This window comes from Anaerorudis cellulosivorans (assembly GCF_025943985.1).
Taxonomy (GTDB): Bacteria; Bacteroidota; Bacteroidia; order Bacteroidales; family Dysgonomonadaceae; genus Anaerorudis; species Anaerorudis cellulosivorans.
The window spans coordinates 173,343-193,096 of the sequence record NZ_JAPCWE010000002.1; the positions used below are offsets into that span (position 1 = coordinate 173,343).

At 44.5% G+C, this 19,754-nt stretch carries 14 protein-coding genes; 12 read left to right on the plus strand and 2 right to left on the minus strand.

From position 1 onward, the window contains the following. Positions 1–40: 40 nt before the first annotated feature. The 9 genes from OLM34_RS01545 (at position 41) to OLM34_RS01585 (ending at position 11,098) form a co-directional block, all read left to right on the plus strand. The gene (locus tag OLM34_RS01545; protein WP_264404753.1) at positions 41–1,711 is read left to right on the plus strand and encodes a putative transporter; all 1,671 of its coding nucleotides are present in this window, start codon (positions 41–43) and stop codon (positions 1,709–1,711) included. A gap of 122 nt (positions 1,712–1,833) precedes the next feature. Then, positions 1,834–4,515 (plus strand): 4-alpha-glucanotransferase, encoded by a 2,682-nt coding sequence (locus OLM34_RS01550; RefSeq protein ID WP_264404754.1) that lies wholly within the window; start codon positions 1,834–1,836, stop codon positions 4,513–4,515. 126 nt (positions 4,516–4,641) lie between these two features. Beyond that, on the plus strand, positions 4,642–5,292 hold the full coding sequence (locus tag OLM34_RS01555) for a carbohydrate-binding family 9-like protein (protein ID WP_264404757.1): 651 nt from the start codon (positions 4,642–4,644) through the stop codon (positions 5,290–5,292). Between the two features lie 30 nt (positions 5,293–5,322). Next, positions 5,323–6,426 carry a phosphotransferase enzyme family protein gene (locus tag OLM34_RS01560; protein WP_264404759.1) on the plus strand — a complete coding sequence of 368 codons (1,104 nt, stop codon included), beginning with the start codon at positions 5,323–5,325 and terminating at the stop codon, positions 6,424–6,426. 94 nt (positions 6,427–6,520) lie between these two features. Then, the gene (locus OLM34_RS01565) at positions 6,521–7,099 is read left to right on the plus strand and encodes a YceD family protein (protein ID WP_264404761.1); all 579 of its coding nucleotides are present in this window, start codon (positions 6,521–6,523) and stop codon (positions 7,097–7,099) included. Positions 7,100–7,125: 26 nt separating this feature from the next. Then, positions 7,126–7,311, plus strand: a complete 186-nt coding sequence (rpmF, locus tag OLM34_RS01570) for a 50S ribosomal protein L32 (RefSeq protein ID WP_264404763.1) — start codon at positions 7,126–7,128, stop codon at positions 7,309–7,311. 45 nt (positions 7,312–7,356) lie between these two features. Further along, positions 7,357–8,403 (plus strand): beta-ketoacyl-ACP synthase III, encoded by a 1,047-nt coding sequence (locus OLM34_RS01575; protein ID WP_264404765.1) that lies wholly within the window; start codon positions 7,357–7,359, stop codon positions 8,401–8,403. 2 nt (positions 8,404–8,405) lie between these two features. Then, positions 8,406–9,236 carry an alpha/beta hydrolase gene (locus OLM34_RS01580; RefSeq protein WP_264404767.1) on the plus strand — a complete coding sequence of 277 codons (831 nt, stop codon included), beginning with the start codon at positions 8,406–8,408 and terminating at the stop codon, positions 9,234–9,236. Continuing rightward, entirely contained in the window at positions 9,233–11,098 is a 1,866-nt protein-coding gene (locus OLM34_RS01585) for an outer membrane protein assembly factor BamB family protein (protein ID WP_264404769.1), read from the plus strand. Before OLM34_RS01580 ends, OLM34_RS01585 begins: the two co-directional genes overlap by 4 nt. 97 nt (positions 11,099–11,195) lie before the next feature. Here the strand turns inward: OLM34_RS01585 and OLM34_RS01590 are convergent, their stop codons facing one another. Together OLM34_RS01590 and OLM34_RS01595 are read right to left on the minus strand one after the other, a co-directional pair. After that, complete coding sequence (locus tag OLM34_RS01590) at positions 11,196–14,483, minus strand: UvrD-helicase domain-containing protein (protein ID WP_264404772.1); 3,288 nt, start codon at positions 14,481–14,483, stop codon at positions 11,196–11,198. Beyond that, on the minus strand, positions 14,461–14,802 hold the full coding sequence (locus tag OLM34_RS01595; protein WP_264404774.1) for a translation initiation factor: 342 nt from the start codon (positions 14,800–14,802) through the stop codon (positions 14,461–14,463). The genes OLM34_RS01590 and OLM34_RS01595 overlap by 23 nt, the downstream gene beginning before the upstream one ends. Before the next feature lie 118 nt (positions 14,803–14,920). Here OLM34_RS01595 and OLM34_RS01600 point away from each other — a divergent pair, with 118 nt between their 5' ends. The 3 genes from OLM34_RS01600 to proS all read left to right on the plus strand — a co-directional run bounded on the left by OLM34_RS01600 (position 14,921) and on the right by proS (position 19,730). Beyond that, positions 14,921–16,588 carry a nucleoside kinase gene (locus OLM34_RS01600; protein WP_264404776.1) on the plus strand — a complete coding sequence of 556 codons (1,668 nt, stop codon included), beginning with the start codon at positions 14,921–14,923 and terminating at the stop codon, positions 16,586–16,588. Between the two features lie 13 nt (positions 16,589–16,601). Then, complete coding sequence (gene mnmE / locus OLM34_RS01605; protein ID WP_264404840.1) at positions 16,602–18,068, plus strand: tRNA uridine-5-carboxymethylaminomethyl(34) synthesis GTPase MnmE; 1,467 nt, start codon at positions 16,602–16,604, stop codon at positions 18,066–18,068. Between the two features lie 180 nt (positions 18,069–18,248). Beyond that, positions 18,249–19,730 carry a proline--tRNA ligase gene (gene proS, locus OLM34_RS01610; RefSeq protein WP_264404778.1) on the plus strand — a complete coding sequence of 494 codons (1,482 nt, stop codon included), beginning with the start codon at positions 18,249–18,251 and terminating at the stop codon, positions 19,728–19,730. Positions 19,731–19,754 lie beyond the last annotated feature (24 nt).

Here is a 19,754-nt window from a genome sequence, read left to right on the forward strand (position 1 = left end):
CAAAATATCACTCAATAATTTATTTAGGTTATATATTTTTATGGAATGGTTACATGAACTGATTTTCGGAACCGGTGTTGCACATGCAATATTTATATTGGCACTGGTCATTTCGATAGGTATTTTACTGGGAAAAATAAAAATCTTCGGCATATCGTTGGGAACAACATGGATTTTGTTCGTCGGTATTTTCTTCGGCCATCTTGGTTTGGGAATCGACGAAAACGTTCTTCATTTTTTAAAAGAATTCGGATTAATCCTGTTTATTTACTCTATCGGGATGCAAGTGGGACCCAGCTTTTTTTCGTCTTTCAAACAAGGAGGAATAACGCTTAATTTACTTGCATCGGCTATCGTTTTTTTGGGTGTGATCATTGCCTATGTCCTTCATTTAATCACCGGTGTGCCTATTCCTACTATGGTGGGGATCCTATCGGGAGCGGTTACGAACACTCCCGGACTGGGAGCCGCACAACAAACCTATTACGACATGACGCACCAAAGCGATCCTTCCATCGCCATGGGGTATGCCGTAGCTTATCCGTTGGGAGTGGTGGGCATCATCTTAACATTAATCATACTACGGTATTTGTTCCGCATCAACTTTGAAAAAGAAAATAAAGAACTCGACAACTTCAATGCTTCGAAACTCACCGAAGCTCGTATGTTTTCTCTGCAAGTGCTGAATCCGGCCATTTTCGGAAAAACAATTCAAGAAATCAAACAGTTCATCAACCGCGAATTTGTGATCTCCCGTGTGCTCCATGCCGATACGGAAACGCTGGAAATTCCACGGCCCGATACCCGCCTTTACGAAAACGATAAGGTATTGGTTGTTTCCAATTTGAAAAACATCGACATCATCGAAGCTTTCATCGGAAAACGAATCGATATGGACAAAAGCGATTGGGATAAACTGGATTCACAGCTGGTTTCGCGCCGAATTGTCATTACCAAACCACAAATCAACGGGAAATCCATCGGACAACTTCAACTTAGAACACTATATGGGGTAAACATCACACGGGTCAACCGAGCCGGAGTGGATTTGGTTGCCGATTCAAGGCTGCAGTTGCAGTTGGGAGACCGGGTGACAGTAGTGGGGTCGGAAGCTGCTATTGCCAACGTAGAGCAGTTGTTGGGAAATTCGCTTAAGCGCTTGAGGGAGCCCAATTTGGTTTCCATTTTCATCGGTATCGCTCTGGGTGTTCTTTTGGGAAGCATTCCTTTCTGGATTCCCGGAATACCTCAACCCGTTAAACTCGGCCTTGCCGGAGGGCCGTTGATTGTAGCCATTCTTCTCAGCAAATTCGGCCCTAATTTTAAACTCGTTACCTACACCACCATGAGTGCCAACCTCATGTTGCGCGAAATCGGTATCGCCATATTTCTCGCTTGTGTAGGACTTGGAGCAGGAGAAGGTTTTGTGGAAACTGTAATAAATGGTGGTTATAAATGGATCGGCTACGGTGTAATCATCACGATGGTGCCGCTGCTCATCGTTGGCATTATCGGGCGAAAAGCTTGCAAGTTGAATTATTTTACGTTGATGGGACTGATTTCGGGAAGCATGACCGATCCTCCGGCCTTATCATATTCCAATGCAACAGCAGGAAACGATGTGCCGGCGGTCAGTTACGCTACAGTCTATCCGTTAGTCATGTTTTTGCGCGTAATCACGGCACAACTCATGATTCTTCTTTTCCTTTAAAAGACCTCTCTTTTTTCAATCGATTGCAATGCCGTTTCGAAAAAAGTCGGGGAATTTTGTACCTATCGAATTAAAAATAATGTAGTTTTGTTGCTGTTCTTTTTAGATTCATAGGTAAATTTATGGCAACTATCCATATAAAATTCAATATTGATTACTATACCCGGTGGGGACAAGAGGTGTGTATTTGCGGATCCGTTCCCGAGTTGGGGATGTGGGATGAAAACAAAGCACGGAAATTATCTACGACAGACGGTCATCATTGGAGTACAGAAATTACAGCCACGAAAACAAAGGCTGTAGCCTATTACTACTTCATCAAAGAAGGAGAAACTACTGTTCGCCGCGAATGGGGAACATGCCGCCTGTTGAAAACCGGAAGCAAAAAAACATTCTCTATTGAAGATCACTGGAAAGATAAGCCATCACACCAATACCTCTTTTCTAAGGTTTTTACCGAAAGTGTGTTTGCTCATGAAAAAAATGAGGTAACATCTACATACAAAAATGGCAATCTATTGCTCAATGTGCTTTGTCCTTATGTAGAAAAAAACATGCAATTGGTTATCAGTGGCGAAAGCGACGGATTGGGCAATTGGAATTTGACAAAAGCGTTGCCGCTGGCTTATGTTGGCGACGGCGAATGGGAAATTGTTCTGGATGCAGAAAAGATGAAACCGCCAACAGCCTATAAATTTGTCATCATCGACGTTTCCACAAAAAAAGCAATCCGGTGGGAAGATGGCGACAACCGCCTATTATATTTTCAGGGAGAGAAGAAGGATGATTTCATGCAGGTTGAAATGGCCATTCCTTTTCGATATGCTTATTATGTGTGGAAAGGGTGCGGCGTTGCCATACCTGTTTTTTCGCTTCGTTCGGAAGAAAGTTACGGGATAGGCGATTTCAACGATCTGAAAAAAATGGTTGACTGGGCAGCCACTTCCGGTCTGCACATTGTTCAACTTCTACCTATCAACGACACCACAAAAACCAAAACCTGGCGCGACTCGTATCCCTATTCGGCAATATCCGTTTTTGCACTGCATCCCATTTATCTTGGTCTTGCCGATTTCCTGCTCAAGAATCCGCAAAACCGGGCAGCTTATGAGGCGGAAGCAAAGAAACTGAATGCGTTAAAAAAGGTCGATTACGAAAAAGCCTTACACTTGAAATGGAAATATTGCCGCGAATTATTCCGTCAGGAAGCCGAGAACGTTCTTGCCTCAACAGCATATCGTGCATTCTACAAGGAAAACGAGTCCTGGCTTTTTCCCTACTGTTGCTATTGCTATTTGCGGGATAAATACAATACCGTAGATTTCGAAAATTGGGACGAATTTGCGCACTATGATAATGCGCAACTCAAGCGCATGTTGAGAAAGGACGACACAGCACGTCGCGAAATCGATTTCTACAGCTTCATACAATACCTGCTTCATTGTCAACTTTCGGAAGTTAAAGAATATGCGCACAAAAAAGGGGTAGCGCTTAAAGGCGATATCCCCATCGGCGTTCATAGGCACAGTGTGGATGTATGGACGAATCCCGAATTGTTTAACAGGGATACCCAAATGGGTGCTCCGCCCGACGATTTTTCGGTATTCGGACAAAATTGGGGATTTCCTACCTACAATTGGCCTGCTATGGAAAAAGAAAATTATGCGTGGTGGAAAAGACGTTTTCAAAAAATGGCAGACTATTTTGATGCCTATCGCATCGATCATATTTTGGGCTTTTTTCGCATATGGGAAATACCTACCGATGCCGTTCAGGGATTACTCGGGCAATTCAGCCCCGCCCTTCCTTACACTCCCGATGAACTTGTTGCGGCAGGAATCCCGTTCGATGAAGAAAGAATGGCAAAACCGTTTATTCATGAAAATTTCCTGTCGGTATTCTTTGGCGAATATACCGAAGAAGTTATCCACATTTTTTTAGAACCTATAGGAAAACAACAGTTTCGATTGAAACCATTTTGCGACACTCAACTGAAAATAAAAAACCTGTTTAGAGGCCACTACGATGCAAAAGCCAATAGAATCAGAAACGGACTGACAGAATTGTGTGCCGAAGTACTGTTTGTGAGAGACCGACAGGAAACCCACAAATTCCATCCGCGCATTGCTGCTCAATTTACGTACTCGTATCGTTATCTCGACAATGCTGTAAAACAAGCTTACAATCGGCTTTATGACGACTTTTTCTATTACAAGCACAACGACTTCTGGCGCGAGCAAGCCATGAAAAAACTCCCCCCGCTTATTTCTGCCACATCCATGATGGCTTGCGGAGAAGACCTCGGCATGGTTCCCCAATGCGTACCCTCTGTGATGCAGGAATTGCAAATATTGAGCCTCGAAATTCAACGCATGCCGAAAACCGCTCACACCCTTTTCTCGGACCTTAAGCATTTGCCCTATCTTTCGGTCTGCACCACATCTACTCACGATATGTCGCCCATAAGGGCATGGTGGGAAGAAAACAAAGAAGTGACACAACGCTATTACAACCATGTTCTCGGACATGAAGGTGAGGCTCCCGATGAATGTACGCCGGAGTTATGCCGCGAAATTTTGGAATTGCATCTCCAATCCTCCTCATTGTGGGTGATTATTCCGTGGCAAGACTGGATAGCTATCGACGGCGAACTCCGTTACCCCGACCCACATGCCGAACGCATCAACATTCCGGCAAACCCGAAACATTACTGGCAATACCGTATGCATATTTCTTTGGATAGTCTGCTGAAAGAAGATCGTTTCAATGCCATAATAAAAGAAATGACACAGCGGGAAAAATAACCGACCCTTTGTGAAAATTGTCATGCGACCGACTCTTTTTGAAGAGATCGTTTCATCTTTAATTTTAAATTGCTTATTTTTGTGCAATTGAAAAAACAAACACCATAATCGTCAAATTTTTTATAAATGAAAACGCTAAAGATACCCTTGCAAAACATTTCGCATTACGAAACCTTTTTCGACCGAATTCAATATCTTAATGAAGCAGGTGCCGAAGCCGCAATCGATCAAGTCAATTGGAAAGAAACATTCCCGAAATACCTGCCTGTTAGCGTTCACGCAGCACACGACGATAATTGTCTTTATCTGCTTTATCGGGTAAAAGGAGAGATCTTGAGAACGGTCAACAACAAAGATTTTATGTCGGTATGGGAAGACAGTTGCGTAGAATTTTTCATGCAACGTCAGGGCGAAAAAACATACCGAAATTTCGAATGCAATGCCAACGGGGTACTCTTGGCTGCCATACATGAAAGCCGTGAAAAAGCAGAAAAATTGTCACCCGATGAAATGGCAAGCATCACAAGACACGCATCTATACAACACTACTACGAAGGGAAAAAAGAAGTAAGCGATTGGACTCTATATCTGGAAATTCCCAAGCAAACGATGGGATTTTCAGCCGAAGAATCACTCTCGGGAAAAAAGATCAAGGCCAACTTTTATAAATGTGGCGACAAAACCGAAGAACCCCACTTCCTGAGCTGGAGTCCCATCGACACTCCGGAACCCGACTTTCACGTCCCTTCCTTTTTCGGTTTACTCGAAATGGAATAATACAATTCACAATATAAAACACACATTTCCATGCAAGACAATCAAAAATTAATAGACATTGCAGCACATTTTATTACTCCCACCGATATAATCGAAGTAAAACCACTGGGAGCAGGTCACATTAACGATTCGTTTAAAGTAGTCAACGGCAACGATGAGTATGTTCTGCAACGTATCAACCACTCTATTTTCAAAAATGTGGATCAGTTGCAAAAAAATATCTTCCGTGTAACCTCTCACATTCGAAAAAAACTTGAAGAAGCAGGCGAAACGGATATCGATCGCAAAGTGCTGACGTTGATCCCCACCCACGACGAAAACCTCTATTACCGGGATGCCGATGGAAATTACTGGCGAATGACATTATTTATTAAAGACAGCAAAAGTTACGACGATATCAACCCCGATTTGGCTTATCGTGCGGGGCTGGCTTTCGGTGATTTTCAACGGATGCTATCCGACCTCCCCGGAGAACCTTTATATGAGACCATTCCCAACTTTCACAACATGGAATACCGGTTGGAATCGTTTCGAGATGCTGTAAAGAGAGACCGGGTTGGACGGGTAATGGAAGTATCCGATCTGATCAAGGAAATAGAAGCCCGTGCCAACGACATGTGCCGTGCAGAACGGCTCCATCGCGAGGGAAAACTGCCCAAGCGCATCAATCATTGCGATACCAAAGTAAATAACATTCTTTTCGACTATAACGACCAAGTGCTGTGTGTAGTAGATTTAGACACGGTGATGCCGGGATATGTCCTCTCCGATTTTGGCGATTTCATCCGCACGGGTGCAAATACCGGTGCAGAAGACGACAAAAATCTCGACAATGTGAACCTCGATTTAGATATCTTTAAAGCATACTCTGAAGGTTATTTGGAAAATGCTTCGGATTTTCTTACCGATACCGAAATCGAAAATCTTGCTTTTGGAGCCAAACTGCTCACGTACATGCAAACTGTGCGCTTTCTTACCGATTACCTTGACGGCGATACCTATTACAAAATTAACTACGGTAATCACAACCTGGTACGTTCGCTTGCGCAATTCAAATTGTTGTTGAGCATGGAAGAAAAGTTCGATCAAATGCACCAAATGGTCCTCGATACGGCTGCGAAACACAAAAGATAGCCGGTTGACTCTAGACCATAATAATAAAAGCTAAAAATAAAACCTATGTAAAGAAAAAATAGTATCTTTGCACCGCTTATTTTTTGATACGATTGTGGCAAAATTCAGCTCATACAATATATCCCTTAAGAACTTTTCGCCTGAAGTTCATTCCTATTCTTTCGCATTGGATAAAAAATTTTTTGAAGCAATTGATGGAGAAGAAGTTAGAAAAGGAACACTACAAGTTGAACTAAAGGTAAAAAAAGTTGCGACGACCTATGAATTCGATTTCGATATCCATGGAATTATACAAATTCCCTGCGATCGTTGCCTTGACGAAATGGATCAGAAAATCGATACGCATAACCGACTCATTGTAAAAATGGGAAGGGAATATGCGGAAGAAAGCGACGAAATCGTTATCATTCCTGAGGAAGAAGGGGAAATCAACATTGCATGGTTTCTGTACGAATTTATTGCGCTTAACATCCCGATAAAACATGTACACGAACCCGGAAAATGTAACCGAAATATGACTAAAAAACTTCATCGACACACCGTGGTGACTGACGAAGGAGAAGAATCCGGCGAACCACTCGACGAAGGTGGTGATACGGATTTCGAAGATAATCAACAGGAAACAACCGATCCCCGATGGGATGTCCTGAAAGGGATAGATTTAGATGAATAATAAATTAACTAAATAAACAGAGAAAAATGGCACATCCAAAAAGAAGACGATCATCAGCAAAACAAGGGAAAGTACGTTCCCATGATCATGCAAAAATGCCGACCTTGGCAATTTGTCCCAATTGTGGTGCGTGGCACATTTACCATATGGTATGCAACGAATGTGGCTACTACAGAGGAAAACTCGCTATTGAAAAAGGGACTACAGCATAAATTTTCAAACAAAAAATTTAATACAAAAAAAATCCCAAGAAACGTATGCTTTCGAGGGACTTTTTTTTCTTATCACATCAACAGCAAATCAGGATGAATGCGGTTATTACCGGAATTGCGGCAAGCATTCCCGACTATATTCTTACTAACAAGGAATTGTCGCAAATGGTCGACACAAGCGACGAATGGATAACAACCCGAGTTGGGATTAAAGAACGACGCATACTGAAAGGCGAAGCCCAAGGCGTATCGGTTTTGGCATCAAAAGCCATAGCCGAGTTGCTCGATAAAACCAACACAACATCCGAAGAAGTTGATGCCATTGTATTTGCCACAAGCACACCCGACCATCTTCTCCCTTCCACTGCTTCCATTGTTGCCGAACAAAATCACATCAAAAACGCATTCTGCTTCGATATGGAGGCAGCGTGCAGCGGTTTCATTTTCGGTCTTGAAGTTTGCAACGGACTCATTAAAACCGGGCGATACAAAAAAGTGATTCTGGCGGCAGGTGAAAAAATGTCGGCTATCGTAAACTATGAAGATCGCAATACATGTCCACTATTTGGGGATGCTGCTGCTGCCGTAATGATTGAGCCCTGCGAAGAAAATATCGGTATCATCGATGCCATTCTACGAACCGACGGAGTGGGATACGAACCACTTCAAGTGAAAGCCGGAGGCAGTAAATATCCTGCTACGCACGAAAGGATAGATAAAAACGAGCACACCCTTCATCAGGATGGGAAAGTAGTTTTTAAATATGCCGTATCCCATATGGCCGATGTTTCACTGAAAATCATGGAGAGAAACAGCCTCACTAAGGATAATGTGGATTGGCTGGTTCCTCATCAGGCCAACATGCGCATCATCGATGCCGTGATACAACGCACGGGCATTCCGCGTGAAAGAGTGATGATCAATATCGAAAAATATGGCAATACGAGCGCAGTAACCATCCCCTTGTGTCTATGGGAATGGGAACATAAGCTACGTAAAGGTGATAATATTATCCTTACGGCTTTCGGCGCCGGATTCACATGGGGTGCCGTTTATTTGAAATGGGGCTACGACGGAAACCAAATAACATAAATATGAAATCGATAGTTACCTTATTTTTTTCTCTGTTCTTATCGGCATTTTTTTGCGTTCAGGCAGCAAAAGTGGATACCGTTGTCACGCACAGCCAAAAAATGCAAAAAGACATAAAAGCCGTGGTAATCACACCCGACTCATATGCTCGTCAAACAAAATTTCCCGTACTTTATCTTCTTCACGGCTATAGTGACCGGTACGACGGCTGGGTAACCAAAGTACCTGCCATAAAAGACCTTGCCGACCTTTACGATATGATCATCGTTTGTCCTGACGGTGCTTATGGAAGTTGGTATCTCGACAGCCCGATCGACCCCGATTTTCAATATGAAACCTACATCGCTGACGAACTGGTCAATTGGATTGATCAGAACTATCGAACTATCCCATCCCGATCAGGCAGAGCCATTACCGGCCTGAGTATGGGAGGTCATGGCGCATTATACCTGGCCTTCCGTCATCAGGATATCTTCGGCGCAGCCGGTAGCATGAGCGGAGGAGTGGATATCAGGCCCTTTCCCAACAATTGGGATCTGGCAAAACGATTGGGAAAACAAAGCGAATATCCCGAACGTTGGGAACAGAACACCGAGATAGGGCTGTTACACCTGCTTACTCCCAATTCGCTTCAACTCATCATCGATTGCGGAACAGAAGACTTCTTTTATGAGGTCAATAAAAAGTTGCACGAAGCGCTTCTTTACCGCAACATTCCTCACGACTTCATCTCCCGTCCGGGTGTGCACAATTGGGATTATTGGGGAAATGCCATCAAATATCAGGCCTTATTTTTTAACCGGTATTTCGAAACAAATAAAATGAAAAAATGAAAAAACGACTCGCGTTCCTTTCTTTTTGGATTATATGGATCGGCCTCTTTGCACAAACAACCGGTTCCTCTTTCAAATTTGCATTGGTTACCGACACACACGTCGGAAATCCCAATAATAATGAAGACCTCTATCGAACAGTAAAAGACATCAATGCGTTGCCCGACATTGCATTTGTCATTGTGTCGGGCGATGTCACCGAATTTGGTTCGGATGAAGAACTGCAAACGGCAAAAGAACTGCTCTCTAAGCTAAATAAGTCCTATTATGTGATTCCCGGCAATCACGATTCCAACTGGTCGGAAAGTGGGACAAATAGCTTTAAACAGATTTTTGGAGCAGAAACTTTTGGATTCGAATATAACGGTTACCAATTTATCGGTCTGGCATCGGGACCAAATATGCGCATGGGACCCGGGCAAATTCCTCGCGAAAATCTTACCTGTTTTTTTGAAGAACTCGAAAAAACCGACAAAAACACCCCGATCATTGTCGTGAATCATTATCCAATGGATTCTTCACTGAACAATTGGTTCGAAGTGTTGGATGCCTTGCGACCCTACAACGTAAAGCTGATGCTTTGTGGACACGGTCATGTCAACAAAGCATTAAATTTCGAAGGTGCGAATGCTGCCATGTGCCGATCCAATCTTCGGGGGAAAGCCAAATTCGGAGGATATACCATCATCACTGTTTCAGCAGACTCCATTTGCCTTCAAGAACGCATTGTATCTGGACAAACCCTTTCACCGTGGCTTTGTTATTCTACCACCGGCCGCCCTCAATGGATAGACAATCCCCCGCGTCCCGATTATACAATAAATAATCAACATCCCTATGTGAAAGAAATTTGGAGCATTCAAGAAACAAGCGATATGGGCAGCGGCATGTGTTTAACTGCCGGATTGCTCATTTACACCAACACCAACGGAGAAATAAAAGGCGCAGATTCGTCGACAGGGAAAACCGTATGGACATACAAAACCAACGGAAAAATTTACTCTACTCCTACCGTATATAAAAACACGGTATGGTGCGCTTCCACCGATTCCTGCCTTTACGGTTTGAACCTGAAAAACGGTAAAATACGGTTTAAAATGAAAACCAACAACGCTGTTGTGTCCTCTCCGGTATGCACAGACAACAAGGTGATCCTTGCCGGAGGTGATGGTCATTGCCGTGCATGGTCAGTAACCAACGGTAAGACGATGTGGGACTTCGACAGAGTAAAAAATTTCGTCGTTACCCGCCCCCTCGTAAAAGACCATACCGTATTCTTCGGAAGTTGGGGAAATGAATTTTATGCCATCGATACTCGAAACGGAACACTGAGGTGGAAATGGACAAACGGACAAACCAACCGCATGTTTTCGCCGGCACAAGTGTGGCCTGTTGCCTCGCATGGTCGCATCTATCTGGCTTCGCCTGACCGCTATATGACGGTGCTCGACGAAAAGACCGGTATTGTGGTGTGGCGATATAACGATCCCGAAAACCGGGTACGCGAATCCCTCGGTATTTCGGAAGACGGAAATACCATCTATGCCAAGACGATGGACGGAAAAATTCTAGCCATCGACGCCTCGGTTTCCGATCGGAAAGTAAAATGGATTTCGTCGGGAGAAGATATGGGTTATGAACTGGCACCAACGGCCATCCCCGAAAAAAACGGCATCGTATATGCACCCACAGACAAAGGGTTGATCTATGCCTACCGTGCATCCGACGGTCACTTCTTGTGGAAATACCGAATTTCTTCCGCATTGATCAACATGATTCTGCCCACCAACCACAACGAAATATATGTTTCGGCAATGGACGGCAAACTGGTCAAACTCAAAGTCCTTACCGGTCATCCGTAAAAAAATCGTTTTAAATACTGAAAGAGGAATCGTTTATCTGATGTGCTGTTCAAAGAAAATTCAAATGTGAAGAGAGGGAAGAGGGACAGACTAACCGCTACACTTTTACGACTTTTTTCAGCCCGACATAAAAAACGTAGCCCGAAACGTTATCGTAGCCCATTTCCCGAATATGGTGAACATAATGCCGTACTTGACTAAGGTATCCCGATTCTTCTGCATCGCCAAACTTATAATCAACCACAATCACCTCGTTGTCACCAATCATCACCCTGTCGGGACGACTGAAACCAAAAGCGGGATGCAACACTTGCGTTTCGTTTAGAATTTGATATTTACCCGAATACCAATCGTTTACCTCCTGAATCGACAACCATTCGCGAAGCGAAACAAGAAGTTGATTTTTCTTTTCAGCGGTAATCTCGCCGGCCAAGTATTTCTTCTCCACAGCCTTTTCCAGATCGTCCAATGTTTTGATGCAGCTGATAATCTCATGCATCAACATGCCGTAATCGCGGTTGCCATCGTCGGTAAAATAGCCGATACTGTTTAAGCGAAGCCTCAGCCGATCGGAAAACGGGACCGACTGCCACTTCCCCGCCTTATAGGCGGCTGGGATTGCTTTATCGGAAGACGAAACAAGTTGGTCGGGATTCCCAAACTCAACCATCCCGTTTTCCTTGTCCTCCCGGAAATAATCGTTCAGCACAACCGTCAATCCATTATTCTCAACACCAGCATCAAATAAATCCTTTTCAGCTACACTCAGCCACAATAGATCGGCCACACTTTTTACGGCTATCTCCTCTTTTTTCTTATTCTTCGGTTTAGGTGCAAAAATAACCATACGATGCTTTGCTCGGGTAAAAGCCACATACAGCAAATTCAGATTATCGATATAGGCAAAGAGCTTTTCTTGCAGGTAATCTTCGCGGAAAATGGTATTTTGCAAGCCACTCGAATAGCGCAACGGTACAATGCTCAGTTCGTTGAAAGGCGGCCTGTCGGGGTGACACCAAATAATGGTAGTATGGTTGGGATTATGATCCACCTCCCAATCCACAAAAGGCATAATAACCACGCCAAAGCCCAATCCTTTGGATTTATGAATGGTAAGCAGTCGGATGGCATCTTGGTCATCGGGCGAAAAAAGGGCTTTCTTATACCCCTTATCATCCCACCATTCCAGGAAGCTGTTCACATCCGACGAAGCATCGGCACTGAATTTCAGCACAATATCCAGAAATGCCTGCACATAGGCATTCTCTTTTTCGTCGAGAACATCATCCGATAAAGCAAAAAAAGCCTCGACCATCTCGTACAAAGGGAGTGAACTCAACTGTTCAATGCGTTCACTTATTTCGTGTGGAAAGCCTATATCACCATTGATGAATACAGCCTGCAACGCCTTGTCGGGAGAATATTTCCGATGAAAACGGTAAAATTCGTAAACGGCAAGAAATTGGCAAGTGCGGTCTTCCCTGTTTTGAAAATAACGCAGCAATGCCAGTATAGCCTTTACACTACGGGCATTACCAAGCTGAAGCGCCTCGTTGGAAATGATGTCGTAACGGTATTTCGAATCGGGATGCGCATCGGCATAGGCAAGCAACGTTTCTGCAACCGTCACTGCTTCCTCATTCGTACGCACCAGAATGGCGATATCTTTTAATGCAAAACCTTGATCCTGCAACGATTCAATCTCCTTCGGAAGCCGAACCAATGCCTGCGATCTCCAATTGTCGTCCTCATCTTCGGTATTCAGAAAAGTAACCCGTACAAATCCTTGATCGGCGTTTTTTTTGGAAGGAATTCGTTGACAAACGTGCGTATAGACCTCCATTATTTTTGTCTGTGCATACTGCACAAAATCACTTTTGGGCATGGCCTCCAACGAACGGTTAAAATCGTTTTGCAAAAGTGCTGCACTGCTACGGAAAAGCGAATTGTTGAAATACACAATTTTTGCATCACTCCGCCAATTGGTATCGAGCGAATGCGTACAAACATTCTCCAAGCCGAAATCGTGCACAATCTGCTCTTCAATCAAGCGCCAGTCGGAATTGCGCCACCGATAAATGCTCTGTTTCACATCCCCCACCACGAGATTAAAATTGCCTCCTGCAAGACTTTCTTGCATCAGCGGACGAAAATTATCCCACTGCATAGCAGACGTATCCTGAAATTCGTCGATCATGTAATGAAAAAGGTGTGTCCCCGTTTTTTCGTAGATAAAAGGTGTATTGCTATCTTCAATAATTTTGTTGAGCAACTCGGTAACATCCGAAAGAAACAACGTGCCGGTTTCCCGTTGCTGTTTCGTCAGCCGGTTTCGGATATCGTTAAGGATACCCAACGTATAATAGTAGGTGAGAATGGTTTTGGCAGAAAAGTAAAAAATTGAATTTTCGAAAAGGTGCACCGCCTCTCTCACACAGGCATTCAATCCTTCGATATAAGCCGCCTCGATACGCGATTTCTTTTCGGCAGACGTGTTTTTTGTCGTCCAGTTTTCCGGATTATCCGCAAGATTAATAAATGTGGCAGTAGGTTCTTTCACCTCACCGTTTGCCCATTTTACAAAATGCAAAAAAGGCGAATTTTTTCCCCCTTTAAAGTCGGAATGGTGCAGACCGGAACGACTCATCAGATTCACCCCCCTCTCCCCTATCGCTTTCAGTTCATTCTCGAATGCGCGCACAATCTTGATCAGTTTTAGACGATAGGCATCGAGATATTTTTTGTCGTGAATCCGTTCGCGGTCGCTTTGCGAAAACAATCGGTATTTTTCGTTGAACAACTGCGAAGCGAGCTCCTGAATATCTTTCTTTATGGACCAGCTTTTGTTTTGCTGAATCTTGTCCTGCATGAAAGCCAGCAACCATCCGGCCAACTCGCTGTTTTCGGGCTTATCCAACTCGAAAATCATCATGTCGATAATCTCCGAAAGAAAAACCTCTTCATCCACTTCGATGTTGTATCCGCCGTTTAACCCCATTTCGCGCGTGAAAGCACGCATGATCTGCTGAAAAAAACGGTCGATGGTGCTGACGGAAAATCCGGAATAATCATGCAACATGCTCTCCAGTATCTCTTTTGCCTGCCGGTCGACTTGCATTTCGCTCAACGAAAAATCCTCCATCAGTATAGACCGGTAATCCGATTCGCCACCCGCTGAAAGTTGGTGAAGCTCTTCCACAATGCGCGACTTCATCTCGTCGGTGGCCTTGTTGGTGAACGTCACGGCAAGGATATGCCGGTAATGGTAAGGCGAAGCAAAGAGCAAACGAAGATACTCCGCAGTCAGTCGGTGTGTTTTTCCCGATCCTGCCGAGGCTTTAATGAGCTGAAGCTGCCGGCGTTCAGAGAATGTTCGCTTTGGCATATCCTTCCTCCCGGAGAATATTCAACACCTTTTCGCGATGATCGCCTTGTATGATGATTTCTCCGTTTTTGACCGATCCACCCACACCGCATCGGGTTTTTAGCAATCTTCCCAATGCTTCCAGTTCCTCTTCTGTTCCCTGAAAACCGGTAACAAGGGTAACTGCTTTCCCTTTTCGGTTTCGTTTGTCGAGGTAAACACGCAACAACTGCTTTCCTTTTGGAATCGCTTCACCCTGTGCTTCCTGCTCTTCTTCCCGATAATGATAATCGGGATTAGTCGAATACACCATTCCCAATCGTTTTTTCCAATCGTTCATTTTGCATGAAAAGTTTTTTCAAAGATAGGATTTTTTGCTCATACACTAAAGAAAATGGTATTTATGTGCAAAAAATGCTGTATATTAGCAGTTGAAATGATCCTATAAAAAGCCCATAATGATAGAGACCGTAAAAGTTCACTGTTTAAATACAAATGAATACAAAGAAGTGCCGATGGGATCTTCATTGGAAGAACTCATTGATGTTTTCGGAGTAAAAATGCCTTATCTCATTGCCAATGCAAAAGTAAATAACAAGACAGAATCGCTAGCATACCGGGTATATAGACCTAAACGAGTTGAGTATGTAGATTTAAGCAATTCGTCGGCAATGCGCACCTATACCCGCTCCCTCTGCTTTATTCTGGCAAAAGCGGTGGACGATACCATTCCTAATGCCAAAATATTTATTGAACATTCCATATCGAACGGGTATTATTTTCAGATAAAAGCCGACGAAGAGGTAACGCCGGAGAAGTTGCAACTCATTCTTGCCCGAATGCGCGAAATCGTAGATGCCGACTTACCGTTTATCTCCATCGAGGAAGAAACGCCGATGGTGGTGAAACTTTTCCGCGAAAGAGGCATGAACGACAAAGCCGTACTATTGGAAACATCCGATTTTTTATATGCTCATTATTTTAAACTGGGCAATTATATCGACTATTACTATGGGTGCCTGACCCCCTCCACAGGATATATTCAATTGTTCGATATTCAGGAGTATAATGGAGGCTATTTGTTGCGCATTCCCGATAAAAACAATCCGATCCGGCTGGCTCCCCTGGTGAAACAGGAAAAGTTGCTGAACGTTTTCCGCGAACACCTCAATTTTTTGAAAATAATCGGAATGAACAACGTGGGCGATTTAAACAAAGCCATCCAAGAAAAACAGGCATCGGTGGTTATTCAGATATCCGAAGCGTATCAATCCAAACAAATTGCCGAAATCGCTGCTCAAATCAAGCAACGTTTCGATGAAGGTGTTCGTCTCGTACTGATTGCCGGCCCTTCCTCTTCGGGAAAAACCACCTTTCGCAAGCGATTGGAAATATTCCTTTTCGTTAATTTACTGAAACCGGTCGGGGTTTCGCTCGACAATTACTTTGTGGAGCGCGACAAAACTCCTTCAGACGAATTCGGCGAAAAAGATTACGAATCGCTCTATGCGCTTGACCTTGAGCTGCTGGAAAATCATTTGTTGGCCCTGATGCAGGGCAAGGAAGTAAATGTGCCTTCTTACAATTTTATTACGGGAAAACGCGAATACCGAAACAATAGGCTCAAAACAGATCCCAACAGCGTACTTATCATCGAGGGTATCCACGCTCTGAATCCGAAACTTACTGCACATATTCCCGAAAACAAAAAATTTAAGGTCTACGTATCGGCACTCACCTCCATTTCGCTTGACGATCACAACTGGATTCCGACCGCCGACAACCGTTTGCTGCGACGGATCATCCGCGACTTCCGCTACCGCGGTTATTCTGCACAGGAAACCATTTCGCGTTGGGAAAGCGTACGCAGAGGCGAAGACAAATGGATATTCCCTTTTCAGGAATATGCCGACGTAATGTTTAATTCGGCCATGATTTACGAACTGGCTGCTATTCGTCGTCATGCCGAGCCCATCCTTACCAAAGTGCCCCGAACGGCACCCGAATACGCCGAAGCATACCGTTTGCTGAAATTCTTGAGTTATTTCAACTACCTTACCGACCGCGAAATGCCGCCGACATCGCTGCTGCGTGAATTTCTCGGCGGGAGCAGTTTCCGTTATTAAAATGAACAAAGAGATGAATGAAGATGTGATCTGTGCCATATCTACCCCTCCCGGCATAGGGGCAATAGCCGTTGTGCGGCTGTCGGGTAAAGGAGCAATTGCCCTCACCGACACCATCTTCAAATCGCCCTCGGGCAAGAAACTAACTTCGCAACAACCCAACACCGTGCACTTCGGAAGAATTTACGAAGGAAACGAGATTGTCGATGAAGTACTGGTTACCCTCTTTCATGCACCGCATTCCTTTACAGGTGAAGAAAGTGTGGAAATTTCGTGTCATGGATCACTGTATATTCAGCAAAAGATCATCGAATTACTTCTCTCACACGGTGCACGAATGGCACAACCGGGAGAATTTACCCGACGTGCCTTCCAAAATGGCAAATTCGATCTGAGTCAGGCCGAAGCCGTGGCCGATCTGATTGCCTCCACATCACAAGTTTCGCATCGTGTGGCCATGAACCAGATGCGCGGCGGATTTGCACAAAAGCTGAACGAACTTCGTGAAGCATTGTTGCAGTTTGTTTCGCTGATCGAGCTCGAACTCGATTTCTCGGAGGAAGATGTGGAATTTGCCGACCGTCGCCAACTTTATGAGCTGACGGAAAAAATCGAAACCTCCATCGAAAAACTGGCCAATTCATTCAAATTGGGGAATGCCATTAAAAACGGTATCCCTGTTGCCATTATCGGTGAAACGAATGCCGGAAAATCTACTTTGCTCAATGTCTTGTTGAACGAAGAAAAAGCCATTGTGTCCGATATTCACGGCACCACACGCGACACCATCGAAGATACGGTAAACATTGGCGGAATCTTGTTTCGCTTCATCGATACGGCAGGTATTCGCCAAACCAGCGATACCCTCGAAAACATCGGAATTGAACGTACCTTCAAAAAAATTGAACAGGCTTCCATTGTTTTATGGGTTATCGATCTGACGGCACCGGAAGAAAACCTGCAACAAACGGCTGAAGCCCTCATTCCCAAACTCAACAAAAAACAGGTCATTCTCCTTTTCAACAAAGCCGATCTCCTTTCATCCCGGGAATCGACCCCGAGTCAACCCCATCTTCCTCCTTTTCAAGAAGCAACAACAAAAGGGTCTTCTCCCCACTCCACTCCAAAAACGGTTCCGAATCCATCCCTGATGGCCGGGTTAAAAGCCGAACGGCTGTTTATTTCTGCAAAAAACCATCAAAACATCGACCGACTGCAGTCGCTTTTGGTGAAAATGGCACACATCCCGCAAATTGGCGAGAACGACGTGATTGTCACCAATCTCCGCCACTACGAAGCATTGAAAAAGGCACTGGAAGCCATTCGTCGGGTAAAAAAAGGGCTGAACGACGGCCTATCGGGCGACTTTCTCTCGCAGGACATCCGCGAATGCATGTTCTATCTCGGCGAAATCACCGGTCAGATAACCACCGATGAAATCCTGGGCAATATCTTCAGCCACTTTTGTATCGGAAAGTGAAGAAAAAAGAAAGCAGTTTGCTGTTTATACCGGCGTAAATATGTATAAATGCAGTCGAAAAACATTTTCGATTAGCGAATTGAATTCACAAAAGCTTATTTGTGCGGGATAACTTCCCCTATATGAAGTTTTTTGTGTAATTTTGCACCCTTAAAGAGAAATCAACGAGTAAACAACAGTATGGCAAAGGAATTAAAAGAACTCACCCCTCGCAGCGAAAATTATGCACAATGGTATAACGATTTGGTTATTAAAGCCGAATTGGCCGAAAATTCTGCCGTCAGGGGTTGTATGGTGATTAAGCCCTATGGGTATGCAATCTGGGAGAAAATGCAGCAAAATCTCGACAGGATGTTTAAAGAAACCGGACATGTGAATGCCTATTTTCCGCTTTTTATTCCCAAATCCTTTATGAGCAGGGAAGCCGAGCATGTGGAAGGTTTTGCCAAAGAATGTGCCGTAGTGACCCATTACCGGTTGAAAACCGATCCGAATGGAAACGGCGTAGTGGTTGATCCCGAAGCCAAACTCGAAGAAGAGCTGATTGTCCGCCCCACCTCAGAAACCATCATCTGGAGCACATATAAAAACTGGATACAGTCGTACCGCGATTTGCCGCTGCTGATCAATCAATGGGCAAACGTGGTTCGTTGGGAAATGCGTACGCGGCTTTTCCTGCGTACTGCCGAATTTTTGTGGCAAGAAGGTCATACCGCCCATGCAAACCGTGAAGAAGCGGAAGCGGAAGCCAAAAAAATGCTGAAAGTGTACACCGAATTTGCCGAAAAATACATGGCCATGCCGGTTATCAAAGGGGTCAAGTCGGCCTCCGAACGTTTTGCCGGTGCAGAAGAAACCTACACCATCGAAGCTCTGATGCAGGACGGAAAAGCATTACAGGCAGGTACGTCGCACTTTCTGGGGCAGAACTTTGCCAAAGCATTCGACGTCCAGTTTACCGACCAAAACGGCAATCGCGATTACGTATGGGCTACCTCATGGGGGGTTTCCACACGGTTGATCGGTGCGCTCATCATGTCACACTCCGACGACAACGGACTGGTGCTTCCTCCTGCCCTTGCCCCCATTCAAGTGGTGATGGTGCCTATCTACAAAAACGAAGAACAACTCCGCCGGATCGACGAAAAAGCCGATAAGATCATGCAACAATTAAAAGCGTTGGGTATCAGCGTGAAATACGATAATGCCGACAACAAAAAACCGGGATGGAAGTTCTCCGAATATGAACTGAAAGGAGTTCCCGTACGATTGGCTATGGGGGCACGCGATTTGGAGAACAACACGATTGAAGTTGCCCGTCGCGACACGCTGACCAAAGAAACCGTTCCATACGAAGGAGTTGTAGAACACGTAAAAAATCTTCTCGACGAAATCCAGCAAAATATCTATCAAAAGGCGTTCGATTTCAGGGCTTCGCAGATACGCGAAGTGAATTCGTACGACGAATTTAAGGAAGAAATAGAAAAAGGCGGTTTTCTGCTCTGTCATTGGGACGGTACCCCCGAAACGGAGGAACTCGTGAAAAACGAAACCAAAGCCACCATCCGATGCATTCCCTTGGAAGGAGATAAAACACCGGGCAAATGCATGGTTACGGGGAAACCGTCGGCTCAACGCGTTATCTTTGCCCGCGCTTATTAAAGGTTAATTTCAGCAATAAAGACA